General features: G+C 41.8%; 12 protein-coding genes. 6 read left to right on the forward strand and 6 right to left on the reverse strand.

The window, feature by feature from the left end; genetic code table 11:
* Positions 1 to 11: 11 nt before the first annotated feature.
* The 4 genes from ACPYIV_RS04840 to ACPYIV_RS04855 are packed head-to-tail and all read right to left on the reverse strand — an operon-like array spanning position 12 to position 2,218.
* The gene (locus ACPYIV_RS04840) at positions 12 to 1,343 is read right to left on the reverse strand and encodes a PcfJ domain-containing protein (protein WP_004316913.1); all 1,332 of its coding nucleotides are present in this window, start codon (positions 1,341 to 1,343) and stop codon (positions 12 to 14) included.
* Positions 1,340 to 1,756 carry a PcfK-like family protein gene (locus ACPYIV_RS04845; protein WP_004291533.1) on the reverse strand — a complete coding sequence of 139 codons (417 nt, stop codon included), beginning with the start codon at positions 1,754 to 1,756 and terminating at the stop codon, positions 1,340 to 1,342. Before ACPYIV_RS04845 ends, ACPYIV_RS04840 begins: the two co-directional genes overlap by 4 nt.
* Before the next feature lie 13 nt (positions 1,757 to 1,769).
* Positions 1,770 to 1,991, reverse strand: a complete 222-nt coding sequence (locus ACPYIV_RS04850; RefSeq protein ID WP_004291534.1) for a hypothetical protein — start codon at positions 1,989 to 1,991, stop codon at positions 1,770 to 1,772.
* An 11-nt stretch (positions 1,992 to 2,002) separates the two neighbouring features.
* Entirely contained in the window at positions 2,003 to 2,218 is a 216-nt protein-coding gene (locus ACPYIV_RS04855; protein ID WP_005790756.1) for a hypothetical protein, read from the reverse strand.
* A 1,243-nt stretch (positions 2,219 to 3,461) separates the two neighbouring features.
* On the opposite strand from ACPYIV_RS04855, the gene ACPYIV_RS04860 reads away from it, so the two are divergent.
* The 3 genes from ACPYIV_RS04860 (at position 3,462) to ACPYIV_RS04870 (ending at position 6,383) form a co-directional block, all read left to right on the forward strand.
* A complete protein-coding gene (locus ACPYIV_RS04860; RefSeq protein ID WP_425883030.1) occupies positions 3,462 to 4,820 on the forward strand; it encodes a transposase in 1,359 nt (452 codons plus the stop codon).
* 649 nt (positions 4,821 to 5,469) lie between these two features.
* A complete protein-coding gene (locus tag ACPYIV_RS04865; protein WP_425885890.1) occupies positions 5,470 to 5,832 on the forward strand; it encodes a hypothetical protein in 363 nt (120 codons plus the stop codon).
* A 95-nt stretch (positions 5,833 to 5,927) separates the two neighbouring features.
* On the forward strand, positions 5,928 to 6,383 hold the full coding sequence (locus ACPYIV_RS04870) for a DUF6078 family protein (protein ID WP_425885892.1): 456 nt from the start codon (positions 5,928 to 5,930) through the stop codon (positions 6,381 to 6,383).
* A 320-nt stretch (positions 6,384 to 6,703) separates the two neighbouring features.
* On the opposite strand, the gene ACPYIV_RS04875 is transcribed toward ACPYIV_RS04870, so the two are convergent.
* Positions 6,704 to 7,705, reverse strand: a complete 1,002-nt coding sequence (locus ACPYIV_RS04875; protein WP_425886495.1) for an IS3 family transposase — start codon at positions 7,703 to 7,705, stop codon at positions 6,704 to 6,706.
* On the reverse strand, positions 7,690 to 8,067 hold the full coding sequence (locus ACPYIV_RS04880; protein ID WP_425885894.1) for a transposase: 378 nt from the start codon (positions 8,065 to 8,067) through the stop codon (positions 7,690 to 7,692). The genes ACPYIV_RS04875 and ACPYIV_RS04880 overlap by 16 nt, the downstream gene beginning before the upstream one ends.
* 372 nt (positions 8,068 to 8,439) lie before the next feature.
* On the opposite strand from ACPYIV_RS04880, the gene ACPYIV_RS04885 reads away from it, so the two are divergent.
* From ACPYIV_RS04885 to ACPYIV_RS04895, 3 genes are all read left to right on the forward strand, one after another.
* Positions 8,440 to 11,439 (forward strand): C10 family peptidase, encoded by a 3,000-nt coding sequence (locus ACPYIV_RS04885; RefSeq protein ID WP_425885896.1) that lies wholly within the window; start codon positions 8,440 to 8,442, stop codon positions 11,437 to 11,439.
* 64 nt (positions 11,440 to 11,503) lie between these two features.
* Positions 11,504 to 11,983, forward strand: a complete 480-nt coding sequence (locus ACPYIV_RS04890) for a hypothetical protein (protein ID WP_425885899.1) — start codon at positions 11,504 to 11,506, stop codon at positions 11,981 to 11,983.
* A gap of 20 nt (positions 11,984 to 12,003) precedes the next feature.
* Positions 12,004 to 13,089 carry a hypothetical protein gene (locus tag ACPYIV_RS04895; RefSeq protein WP_425885901.1) on the forward strand — a complete coding sequence of 362 codons (1,086 nt, stop codon included), beginning with the start codon at positions 12,004 to 12,006 and terminating at the stop codon, positions 13,087 to 13,089.
* The last annotated feature ends 29 nt before the right edge of the window (positions 13,090 to 13,118 follow it).

Below are 13,118 nucleotides of genomic sequence, written 5' to 3' on the forward strand. Positions count from 1 at the left end.
TAGGGGTTATGCTATGCCGCTTTCATCCGCTCACGGATAAGGTTGGCGTTCTTGTTCACAAGGTCTATGATGCGCTCGTGATATTCGGTGTCCTGGTTGTGCTTGCCGTGGCACTGCACCACTTCGAGGGTTCGCAAGTCCACCTCTACGGTTTCAATAATCTCATCGCCAATCCTTGCCGATAGTATGAGGGTGTCGGCTTTCATGTAGTATCCACTGCCAAACACGCAGATGCCCTGCGTCTTGCCCTCGTTGTAATACTCGTCTATGCTTTCAAGCACCTTGACGATTATTTCCTCGTCCGTGATTACCAAGCCGAAGAATTTGGATTTGTTGGCGATGAAATCCTCCGCATCTTTCTTTCGTTGGAGTTGTCGCTGTTGCTCACGCTCACGCCTTTCAATCTCCCAACGGCGTTGCTCTGCGGCTCTTTCCTTCTCGTGTATGGCTTCAATTTTTCGGGTTGCGTTGTCGTGTGCCGCCATGAAATCTTCGGGACAGATGTTCTTCGGGTTACGGAGGTCTTGACCGAGTTTTTTGAGCATACGCAGATAGTCGCACCACATTGAGAGGTTGTCTATCTGATACTTGTGACGCTTGGCAATCAGATATGATGCCCAACATTCATCGGCAGTACGGGTATTGAAAAGAAAGTGTTTCATGACCTCAATCTCACCGCCTTTCATAAGGGTTTCAATTCTTGGGTCTGAAAGCAAGGCTTTGAAAAGACGCACGGGGGAGATGCCGTGGAAATCGCCCTTGAAGCCGTTACGTCTGAGTTGGGGCAATATCCTCATCTTTGGATATGCACAGCTTCTTGCCACCACATCATCGTATAGGCTGTTGTGCGGTCTTACCTCCATATCGCTGCCTAATGCCCACACATCGCAATAGCAGAAAAGGAAGCCACGGAGCAACGCCATGTCCGTAACCTTGCCGTCGGGTGAAATCCAACGCTGCACGACCTCGTGGCAGTAGAAACGCATCGGTTCGCCTTTCCTGCTCTCGCATCTGACCTGCGCCACGCGGATTACCTGATACCCTTTGCAGGTGGTTATCACGCTGAAATTCTGCGTTTCCTTGTAGATGCGTCTGCGTGTGTCCTGCACTTTGAGTTCGGCATGGCATTTGGGGCAGGTGCAGCCTTCAAGGGTGTCGCATAGTCCGCTGTCGCTGTGCCACTCGTGACCGCAGTCGGAACAGGTGATGTTCCCTTTCTTGGTGCGGTAGCCGATATGCTCAACGCAGTGGCGGTATGCCCAATCTATTTGTGTCGCTGATATGGGGCGAAGGTTGGCGGAAAGTCTTGCCACCTCTTTCTGTATCTTGGTCTTCGGTTTCATAAGCCTAAATCAAATAATGAGGGTTGGGGTTGGTTTTCTTTTCTCGCTGACGGTCTGTGGCGGTTCTGCAACTTGCGGAGTTCCTCCTCTTGGTATTTGCGGACAGCGTTCTGACGTGCCTCCGCCTTTTCCTCTGCCGTGAGTTTCACAACGTGGTTCACAACCACTTGGCAGTCCATCGGTTTGCCCACCTCTATCTCGTTTTCCTCATAGTAGTGGATGGCTTGCCCGAATATCTCTCCGTCCGTGAAACCGTTGCAACCGCTTTTCTGCACATAGTTCAGAATGTGGGTCACGCACTCGTCCATGTTCTTGGCAGGGTTGCGGTACTTCTTTGCAAATAGCGCATCTTCCTCCGCACGCTGTTCCAAGTACATATATATCGTTCTCTTGAAATGGTCTGTTCCTTTCATATCGCTGTCATTTTTAGATTATCTGTTTCAGTATCTCTCTCCAATAGGTCGGCTCTACCTCGCTGAGAAGGAAGTCCATGAAATCCCTCCGTGCGTCCTTGTTCAGTTCGTGGTACAATCTTCGGAAAGTTTCAAAATTGCCGTTGATGTACGTTTCCACCATATACACGAAGATGTTGTCCACCTCGTAATATCTGCACTGCTGCGCTGCCGTCTTGCTGTTTCTTTTTGCCATGTCGGTAAGGGTTAAAGGGTGAATAACCAAAGGATGAAGCCAAAGAAGGCAATGGTGGAAAGGATAGCCACGATTACACCTATCGCCACTCGGAACACTCCGTTTACAATCTCTCTGATGATGCCCCAAAGGATGCCGAACACCCCGAAGGCGGTGCGCATCATCAAGCCGCATATCGCCAACCCGATGTATTGCGCCACTTGTCTGAAATTTGCCGTTGCTGTCATATCTTCGCTGTTTTTGATTTTTTTGTTTTTTATGCGGATTCAAGAGCTGAGGGAGTTGAGTTTCAAACTATCTTATCTGCCTCTCGTTTATCCGACATTTTTTTTATGCGTCTTTCTGTCGCATCGGTCGTTTTCGTTTCGGGTGCTTGAAAAGGTAGGGATTAGGGAATGCAAGGTTTTTCGGTCAAAATACTACCCGCAGGGCTGGAGATTTTTACCGAAAACAGGAGGCTTGACCTTGCTTTCCCGTCCAATCCCGGAATTACCTTTGCGCCCAGAACGAAAATGACTGACTGATGCGGCTTACTGAAAGGCGCAAAATGGAGGTAAACGAAAACAGAGGCAGATTGTGTAGAAAAAAACTTCAGGGGAAAATCCGTAAAAAAAAGAATCACCAAAAGGAAAAAGACATCACCGGAAGCGTGAAAAGGGCAAACCACAACAAAGGAAGTATGATTGTTTCCGATCCGACGGAACTTGTTCAGCCGGGTGGCAACAATCATTCTTCCCGGTTTGTCCGGCTGTGTGTGGGCGCCTGTTTCATTCATGGGGCAGGCTGACACACTCTGCATTCACTTTCCGCTTCCGGCAAAAGAGACAGCGAAAAAAGAAAAATCATTTGAAAACCCGTAAAAGCACCTCTTGGCATAGGCGCAAAAGAAAGGGGCATTGCTTCATCTGTCTAAACATCGTTTAGGCGTGAGGCAATGCCCTTTTCTCCAGCTATGCGGTAGTCGGCACACGTTTGTTCCAAACTCGTTTTGGGCAATGGTGTGCCGACGGACAATACCGCTTTTACGGAAAATTCTTATGAATGAGGGGATAAAAAAACGGGAGTTTATATCAAAATCTCGAATTAAATAGCTACTTTTGCATACGAAGAGTTCTTTGAAGGTTACGCAACGCGCAGAAGGATAATGCAGTAGATAACTAACTAAATCGTAACCTATTACTATCAAGAGCAATTAACCTACGCTCATTTCCAATAAATTACACTCTTTTCGTAACTTCGCATTGCAAACATACGAATTTATTTTATATATGAACTACATTGATTTCAAAATCAGGCTTTCTATAAAATAATTATACAGATATAATTAGGGATATTCAGTAAATCCTATAAAATTAGCCAACTAATTCATACTAAAAGTATTGCGAATTAGTTGGCTTTTTTGTATCTTTAGGTATTCCCCCGTAAAATACGGTTTGACGGCCAAAACGGGGGAAATATCCACACTAAGATATGGCGAAGATACAAAATATTTCAGAAATTCACCCTACTTTAGGGTTTACAGAATTCGATATTCTGGAAAAATATCGTAAGAGTTTTCATGCGAGTGAACTTGGCAGTCTTCATTCCGTGTTTCCGTTCGAGAGCATAGCCAAAGAGATAGGCCTTTCACAATCCCGCTTGGGTCGCAGGAACAGTTTCAGTCCTTCCTCGAAGATAGCCCTTATGGTACTGAAGGCTTACACCGGATTCTCTGACAGGTTATTGGTAGAACATCTTAACGGAAACATACACTATCAGTTGTTCTGTGGTATCATGATAGACCCGTCCTGCCCTATAACGAACTACAAGATAATCAGTGCTGTCCGTAATGAGATAGCATCCCGTCTTGACATCGACTCCCTTCAGAAAATCCTTGCCTCACACTGGAAGCCTTATCTTGAGAACCTTCACGTATGCATGACCGATGCCACATGCTATGAAAGTCATATGCGTTTCCCTACGGACATGAAGCTCCTTTGGGAAAGCATCGAATGGCTCTACCGGCATATCCGCATACATTGTGGGCAACTCGGCATAAGGCGTCCCCGTAACAAATATGCGGATGTTGCAGTATCCTATCTATCCTATTGCAAGAAAAGAAAGAGGAAGGCTTCAAGGACAAGGATGCTGAGGCGTCGCATGATCAGACTCCTGGAAAAACTCATCATACAACGGGATGACATTCACAGAGAATACGGCTCTTCACTCACATATACACAGGATTATCAGAAGCGGCTTTCCATCATCAGAAAGGTCCTTGTACAGGAAAAGGAACTCTTTGAAGGCAGGAAGGTCAGTGACCGTATTGTCAGTATTGACCGTCATTACGTACGCCCTATCGTAAGGGGCAAGGAGGTAAAATCTGTAGAGTTCGGCGCAAAGGTTAATAACATACAGATAGACGGGATCTCGTTCATCGAGCACGTCTCTTTCAAGGCATTCAATGAGGGCATACGCTTGAAGGATTGTATCCGTATGCATCAGAAGTTGATGAATGTAAGGGTCAGGTGTGTGGCCGCCGATTCCATATACGCCAATAATGCCAACAGGAAGTTCTGTACAAAATATGGGATATCAACCTCCTTTGTACGCAAGGGAAGGGTCGCGAAGGATGAGCGGGTGAGGAAGGTTCTCAGGAGTGAACTCTCAAGGGAAAGAGCCACCAGGCTTGAAGGCAGTTTCGGTACGCAAAAACAGCATTACTCGCTATCGAAAGTCAAAGCACGGAACAGGAAAACAGAAATCCTGTGGATTTTCTTTGGAATACATACGGCAAACGCCATATTGATGATTGATAAAATCAAAAACAGACAGAAGAGAGCTGCATAGCATAAGTATAAAGAATCTATTAGAAGAAGTCCCAGGCTTCTTCCGGAACATCGTGCCCGAAAGGAGAAGATTTTAGGTCAGAGAGAAAGAATAGATAATAAAAATGGCATATGAGATGATATGAACAAAGCATCTTCATATGCCATTTTATGTTTTTAAAGACATTTACTGAATGTCCCTAATTAGACTTAGGTATAGTAAAATCTACCAGATAACCTCTAAAATTGACCGGATATATGGTTATTCTGCCTTTTGGTGGCGATAAGCCTTAATCTTGTGTCCTTTTGAAATATAAAATAGCTTTATTTGTACAATAATAAACTTATAAAGGGTTGCGCCCGACACGTATTAGGAATATAGTCATGTTTTCAAAGAAAATGTTTTTTATTTGCTTGATCCTTAGTTGTCTTTCTTTCTCTATAGTTTCGGCAAAAAGTTTTGGTGTTATTGTGTTCAATAACGGAGATTTATGGATCGGAAATTTCCGGAATGGAATGAAAAAGGGAATTGGCCTTTATCTTATGTATAACGGAGAATGGGAAACACTTAATTTCAAGGATGATAGTTACGATGTTATCAGTTCCTCAACCAATTATAGGATATAGAGAAATCCAGAAGTTTAGCTAATAAACAATCATTTGGATTTATCATGGACAATTTTGCGGCAGCTGCTACGGCTACTGCCGGAGTGGTAAATAGTGCACGTGCTATACGGCAGCGAGATGGTCATCCGTCCGATTTGGAGGCTGACGATAATAGAGGGGCTTCCGGTAACAACAAAAGCGGTTCTAAACAAAATAATAATTATAAAACTTCAAATTGTGGTTCGTCGTGGAGGATCGATAGTAATACCTATTCTAATTATGAGACACAGCTCATAAAAATGCGTACATATCCGGAGAAGTATGATAATTATACAGCAGCTTATGCAAGCTTTCAATCTAAAATGAGACAAATCAGAACAAAATGGGAGGCTCGTGGATGTTCGATTACAAAGTCGCAATATGAATAATAGGCTCTTTTGTTTTTATAGCGTCTTTTGAGCGTAAATGTTTGCTTTCCGTCGGATCTGTGTGTACTTTTGTATAATATCAATAAAACAATGCCATGTTAGACAAATTAGATTATTCTTTAGTTCCGAACGGTTTTGCACTCTGTTTTAACGGGGAATGCCTGCATGCTTCCACTTGCCTGCGTTATCAGGCGTCGCGGTATATTCCGAAAGAATGCTGGTCGGTGAGGGTGGTCAACCCGGAACGCGTTGCTCCAGATGGCGATTGTTCCGGATTCATGGACGACAGTCCGTTGAAAAACGCCTATGGCATGGAACACTTGCTGGATAATATCCCTTATCGCCAGGCAAAAGAAATAAGGCGGGAGATGAGGGAATATTTCGGGACTACTCATTTTTACCGTTTGAAACGCAAAGAGCGTTGTTTTACTCCCGAAGACCAGCAATATGTACACGGTCTGCTCCGCCAATACGGCATCGAAGAGGAACCTGTCTTCGACCGGTATGAAGAAAATTTTGGTTGGGAACGCTATTCTGATACCATTGCATGAAAAATAAGTTTCCACCACATGAAAATAAATTTTCCATAGCGGGAAAATAAATTTTCATGCGGTGGAAAATTTATTTTCACTGTTTGGGATGTCTTTTCCTGATTTAGCTAGACACTTTTTTTGTTTATAAACGTAATCAATAGACAGATCTTAGAAAGTAGTACTGATAGAGTAGTCACATCTTAAATCTTCATACTGATAATATAGACAAATATCCTCTGCCTTTAGCCGTATTAAGTAGTCACATGCTGGATTTGCAGAGCCCGTGCTTGCTTGTTCGGCAAGACAAATTGCCCCTCGCATGGGGCAGTTTGTCTTCGTCAGATGCGCTGGCATGTGCCCTCGCCCGGACTTGTTGTTCGGCTTTGCAAAGATATTGTATCCATCTGTTTTTCTCTACTTTTTATCGAAGCTTTTTTCTTTTGCCAGATCTTTATCTGTACTCCCTCTTCCTTATGCACTACGCCGGGAGTTTTATAACCGACACTCATGTGCGGTCGGCGGTAGTTGTAGAAGTGGATGTAGCGCCCAATCACACTTGTGGCATGTTCGAGGCTATCGAATACCCCTTGTTTATAGAGGCGTTCCACTTTGATTATCCCATTGACACGTTCCGCCACGGCATTATCCGTGGGCTTGTAATCCTCTGTCATGCTGATGGCAATGCCATAGTGTTGAAGCCGCTCCACGTAGGCATCGCAACAATACTGTACTCCACGGTCTGAATGGTGTATCAGACCTTCCAGATTCTCACTTCCTGTCATCTCCACGGCCTGGTCTATGGCCTGCTGCAATGCTTCAAGCGTAGCGGATGCACGTAGAGTGTTTGCTAGGCGCCATCCCACTATTTTATGAGAATAAGCATCCGTAACCAGATGCAGGTAACAGACATCTCCACCGGCAAGCGGTATATATGTAATATCGCTAACCCACAGTTGATTGGGCGAAGTTGGAACAAAGCCTTTTATCAAGTTTTTCCACTTATGGTAGCGGTGGTTGGAATTGGTTGTGCTCCTGCCTTTGCGGGGAGGAAGCATCAGACGGTGCCGGCGAAGCAGCGTATAGAAGCTGTCGCGACCGGGCATGAACTTCTCTCCGAAGAGGGCGATGAGCATGATCCACAGCTTGTAACCACCAATACCGGGATCCTCACTACGTATCTCACGTACGGTATCCAGCATGAGACGCTCATTCTTTACCTGGACCTCAATGTCTGCCTTGGACTGGTAATAGGCTTGACGACAATGGCCAAACAGACGGCAGGCGGGTGCAACTTTTATTTTGCCCTGCCCGACCAGTTCCGTTACTATTTGGCCCCAGATTTTTTTCTGATGGGAATGTTAAAATACTCTTCTGCACGCGTAATCATTAAATCACGGGCTTCGGTTTCCAACTGCGAGAAGGCAAGCGCCTTCTCTAACTCCTTAACGCGCTTCTTGAGTTGCGCATTTTCATCCTGGTAATCTTCTTTGCTTCGATTGCTCATATCCGTAGGGGCTTGACAAGGAGCTAAAGATACCTCTTTTACCTCTGATTCATACTTCGCCAACCATTTATTTAACAAAGTTATACCACTAATACCATGTTGTTTGCAAAAACGAGTTTTGCTCATACCTGATAGATAATGAGATTGAAGAAGATGCAATTTCTCTTCTTCGCTGTAATGCTGATGTTTTTCCCGCATAGTTATTACACATTTTATTGTTTTTGAATGTGTCTACCTATATCAGTATAAGACAGGAAAGGGTGAAACATTTTAACGTTTCTAAAAAAACACACAACTTTCTGGGTAACCTTATATCAAACGGAATGCGGCTCCCCCAGAGGGATGTCGTAACATTTACAATAGTGAGTCCTGTGCTTCTCGATAAAATTGGGACAAGGTATTGATATATAGGAAAAGATAAGACTTCTAGTATAATAAAAATAACCGGATAACTTAAATAAATTACCGGATATGCGCTTTTTCTACCGTTTAACATAGTGGGGGGTATGTCCTGTATTTTTTATGAAGATTAAAATTTATTTATTTGTAGCATAAATAAATTGTATATAAATGAAAAAGTCATTGTTTTTTCTTTTTTTGTTTCTGCTCCCCTTTTCCCTTGCGGCTGAGCGAATAAATATGGATAAGGCATACGTTGTTGCAAAAAATGTATTGTTGCAGACGGAAAATAGTCTTCGCAGTTCTTCTGATCTGGTTTTGGCTTATAAGGCTTGTTCTAATAACGGGACAAATTTGCGAGCTTCGGAACTGCTTGTTGATTTTTATGTCTTTAACGTAAAGGCTGGGAATGGTTTTGTGATTGTAGCCGGTGATGACTGTGTGTCTCCTGTGCTGGGATATTCCGAGGAAGGTACTTTTGATGCCGCCTCTATGCCGGAAAATCTGAAAGTTTGGCTACAAGGTTATCAGGAAGAAATAAACTTTGCCATACAGAATGGAGGGAAGGCTACTGAAGAAATTCGAGCCGAATGGCAAAGGGCCCTTGCGGTTTCTCGTCAGACATTTTCCAGACAAAACCTTTTGCTTGAGACTGCTACTTGGGGGCAGGATGACCCGTACAACCGAATGTGCCCGACCATTGGGGGACAAAAAGCGCCAGCAGGCTGTTGTGCTACGGCAATGGCTATTCTAATGAAATATCATCGTTATCCAGAACAAGCAAATGCCACTAATGCAGTTTCTTCTTATAGAGATATTCTTGTCTCGTATGGGAAATATGATTGGAATAGTATGCCGAATAGTTTAAACTCGGCTTCGGAAGATCAAAAAAACGTTGTAGCGGAACTTATGTGGCAATGCGGTGCAAATGTGAAAATGAATTATCGTCAAACTGAAAGCAGTGCTTATGTTGACGATGTTGTTACAGCTTTGCAAGATGTTTTCGGGTATAGTAAACAAATGAAACATTTATATCAAGATTTTGTTGGTCAAAAGTATTCTTGGGATGAATGGGAGCAAATGCTACATAACGAATTGGATAATGGCCGGCCTGTTTTGTATGGAGCTGAAACAGAGACCCGGCAAGATCCTTTCCATGGAATAGCTCATTCTTTTATTTGTGATGGTTATGATAGCTATGGCCGTTATCATTTCAATTGGGGATGGAATGGCCTACATAACGGTTTTTATGTCTTATCTGTACTGGATCCTAAGAATAACAACGTTTGGGGTGGTTATAATCGGAGCCACGAAATGGTTATGAATATTATGCCGAATAAAGAGGCGGAGAATCATGTGTCGCTGCAATTATATGAATCTGCACAGGGCGATGGGTTTGAGGTAAATAGGCTGGACGGCAAATGGGAGGATATAGTAACTTTCTGCATTGAAAATAAAGGGAATGCTCCGTTTGATGGGTATATAGGTTATGCCAGAACCGATGCACAAGGCAATATTAAAAAGGTTGATCAGATTAGCGAATGTTCGTTAGATGTTGTTTATTCGAACAAATTGACTGTTGGTTTTATTGTTGCCATGGAAGATAACGAAAATGTCATGGCTGCCTATTCGACAGATAAAGAGCACTGGACTGTAATAAAGGGCGCTTCTCCAGATATTGCCGATAGATGCAATATCAAAGGACCTGTATCAGATCAAAAGGTTTATTATGATTGGGAATTCGATTGTAGAGGAAATGGCTTGACCTTGGAAGCTCCTGAAAAGTTGGAATATAACAAAGATGTGACGGTCAAACTAATTGCAAAACATGGATTTACTTTACCCAAGGTAAGTGATATTAATATTCAGGTGGCTCATTATCAGAGCATATCTATTAATTCGACTTGGGAGTTGAAAGATTATGCCACTTATAATGAACAGACTGGTGAACTTTATATATCACGCATTTTTGGACATTTATACATCGCCGCAGAAGGCCTTAGCACAGGAGAAGATGTATGGTGGAAGGAGGATGCCTCGCTTATGTCTCTTAGTTATGTTTTAAATGGCAGCTCTAATGCTGTGAGTTTGAATAGTGAATGGCAGTCTTATACCGTGCTGCTCCCCTCTGGGTTGACAGGCAAACCGCTGATAACGCTTGAAGCTGAAGCGAATCAAAATGGAGCAACTGTTGAAATAACAAATCCTGTCTGGTTGGATAATATGGCGATCGGGTATGTGAAGGTTATATCAGTGAGTGGAGATGTAAATCGAACATATTCCGTATTGTTTAAATTGTCAGGATCGACGGAAGATTCTGTTGAACCGGATGTTCCGGATGATCAGACTCTCACTATTAGTAGTGGCAAGACTTTGACTGGTGTGAAAGTTGAGACTATCAATATCGATTCTCCGACGAGAATAATTGCTCCGACGTTTAATGGAGTAGAAACTCAACGCGTGAATATTACAAAAGGAACGGATGTCCGGATTGTTTTGAATAATCAGAATTCATTAGGGATAATTACTAACGATGGCGATTTGCAACTTTTAAGCCGTTATGGTGATGGCTTTACTTCATTCACTTCATTTGTAAATAACGGCACACTAATCGATATTACCGGATTTATAACAAAGGTGGAAGGAAAAGCAGCATTAGAGGTTTTCCCATTGAAAGCGACGAAAAAAGGAAATCTTGTTGTCCTTGAAGGCCAGGCGTTACCGGGTGAAAATGGTAATGTGGTCGTGGAATGGTCAAAAGCAGGTGAAAACGAAAGTTTCTGGAATCCGATTCAAACAAAAACATATCGAAGTAATCTTCGTTCTTCATCTATCAATGAAACAGTGACTGTTACGGAACCCGGCATTTATCGTATGAGTGTGGTCAATACAGTGGATGGAGTAAGTAGCTTTTTGGTTTCACTGATAAAGGTTTCCGTTTCTGATATAGAGACCGATAACGCTAAAGTAACCAAAGATAAGGTTGCCGTTTATGGGAAGGATGGTATATTGCATATTCATGCTCTTCTCCCTTCTACTGCATATATCTTTTCTATTGACGGGCGGTTGGCAAAAATACAGCCTTTTACAGCTGGAGACATTGTTGTAAATCTTTCACGAGGACAATATGTCGTTCATATAGACAGACAGGTCTTTAAAGTTGTGTTGTAGTTAATTTTTGATATTAGATAAGAACGTTTAAAGGTTGCGCCCGACACGTATTAGGGATATAGTCATGTTTTCAAAAAGAATATCAGTAAAAAAGGATTATACGACATTATTTATTTTCCTGATTTTTAGTCTTCTTCCTTTCTCTGCCGTCTCTGCAAAAAGTACGGTATATGTTTTTGCTGTGGAAGCATGGGTTCCAATTCCAGTTAAGATTAATAGTCAAGAAGCCTTTGAAATGAAAGGAGCACCTAAAGGCAGTGGCCTGACAGCCCGTTTTTCTGCTTGTAAAAAGAAGTGCATTCTTAATTCAGAGGGTAAGGCTATATTTTCTTTTGAATTTTCTCGTACTAATCAGGCTACAGGAACAGTCTATAATTATGCAGATGAGATTCAATTAAATTTATCTGAAGGTTCTATGCATTATATTCAAATAAAGCCTAAAGGTTTTAATGATTATACGTTTAAGGAGCTTAGTGGGAAGGAAGCGAATAAATTATTGAATAATAAGAAATGTCTCTTGTTACCGGAATATGTTCAAAATTGAAATTACTAAACAATGAAAATATGAGAATCATTTTATTCGTTTTTTTTGTCACTTGTTTAATTCAATCATCACTTTCTCAAAATATAATAGAGGATATTTTTAGCAAATCTTTTGAGGTAGTTAGTGACAAGAATAGAAATGAACTTTATAAAGGTCAGATTATAAAGAAAAAACGTAGTGGAATGGGGCTTTTGAAAATGAAAGATGGCACTTTATATATAGGTGATTTTTCAAAAGGAGAAATGACAGGAATTGGAATGTTGTTGGTCCCCGAAGGTGATTTTGTGTCCAATTGTGATAATTGTTCTGTCTATGTCGGAAACTGGCAGGATGGGAAAAAAAGCGGTTCGGGCATTTGTTATGCAAAAAACGGAGATGTCATATATTCCGGGAAATTTAAAGAGGATCGCCCCATAAATGCATACAACTCCCCTAATAACTCTCTACTTCAATATTTCTCGTTATTTGAAGATAGCGTTGGCAATATGTTTTTAGGGGAAGTGAATAATGGAAAATTTAATGGTTTTGGTGTCATTGTTTTTAATAATGGAGATTTGTGGTTAGGTAATTTTCGGGATGGATTAAAGAAGGGAGTAGGCCTTCATCTCATGTATAATGGTGAATGGGAGACTCTTAATTTTATGGATGACAATTATGATGTCATCAGTTCTTCAACCAACTATAAGAATATAGAGGAGTCAAGAAGTTTAGCAAATAAACAATCTTTAGGTTTTGTCTTTGATAATTTTGCTGCTGCCGCTTCATCTGCTGCCGGAGTAGCAAGTAGCATACGTGCCATAAAGCAGGGAGATAATAATTCTTTTAGTTTGCAAAATAATGGAAATGGTTTTAATGAAACAAACCGTACAGGTAAGAACAATAATTCTAAAACAAGTAATAATAAAGTTTCAGATTGTGGTTCTTCATGGAGAATTGATAGTAACACCTATTCCAATTATGAGACACTGCTTATAAAAATGCGTACATATCCTGAGAAATACGACAATTATACTTCTGATTATAGAGATATTCAAGCTAAAATGAGACAAATTAGAACAAAATGGGAGGCTCGTGGTTGTTTGATCACAAAATCGCAATATGAGTAAAATGTTTATTGTTATAGAGTGGGATGGTA

This window comes from Parabacteroides vesiculifaciens (assembly GCF_049860805.1).
Lineage (GTDB): Bacteria > Bacteroidota > Bacteroidia > Bacteroidales > Tannerellaceae > Parabacteroides.

Bases quoted from the DNA above. Each gene is read 5' to 3' on its own strand.
- ACPYIV_RS04880 (WP_425885894.1), bottom strand. From the start codon at position 8,067: ATGCGGGAAAAACATCAGCATTACAGCGAAGAAGAGAAATTGCATCTT.
- ACPYIV_RS04840 (WP_004316913.1), bottom strand. From the start codon at position 1,343: ATGAAACCGAAGACCAAGATACAGAAAGAGGTGGCAAGACTTTCCGCC.
- ACPYIV_RS04885 (WP_425885896.1), top strand. From the start codon at position 8,440: ATGAAAAAGTCATTGTTTTTTCTTTTTTTGTTTCTGCTCCCCTTTTCC.
- ACPYIV_RS04895 (WP_425885901.1), top strand. From the start codon at position 12,004: ATGAGAATCATTTTATTCGTTTTTTTTGTCACTTGTTTAATTCAATCA.
- ACPYIV_RS04890 (WP_425885899.1), top strand. From the start codon at position 11,504: ATGTTTTCAAAAAGAATATCAGTAAAAAAGGATTATACGACATTATTT.
- ACPYIV_RS04845 (WP_004291533.1), bottom strand. From the start codon at position 1,756: ATGAAAGGAACAGACCATTTCAAGAGAACGATATATATGTACTTGGAA.
- ACPYIV_RS04855 (WP_005790756.1), bottom strand. From the start codon at position 2,218: ATGACAGCAACGGCAAATTTCAGACAAGTGGCGCAATACATCGGGTTG.
- ACPYIV_RS04850 (WP_004291534.1), bottom strand. From the start codon at position 1,991: ATGGCAAAAAGAAACAGCAAGACGGCAGCGCAGCAGTGCAGATATTAC.
- ACPYIV_RS04865 (WP_425885890.1), top strand. From the start codon at position 5,470: ATGGACAATTTTGCGGCAGCTGCTACGGCTACTGCCGGAGTGGTAAAT.
- ACPYIV_RS04870 (WP_425885892.1), top strand. From the start codon at position 5,928: ATGTTAGACAAATTAGATTATTCTTTAGTTCCGAACGGTTTTGCACTC.
- ACPYIV_RS04860 (WP_425883030.1), top strand. From the start codon at position 3,462: ATGGCGAAGATACAAAATATTTCAGAAATTCACCCTACTTTAGGGTTT.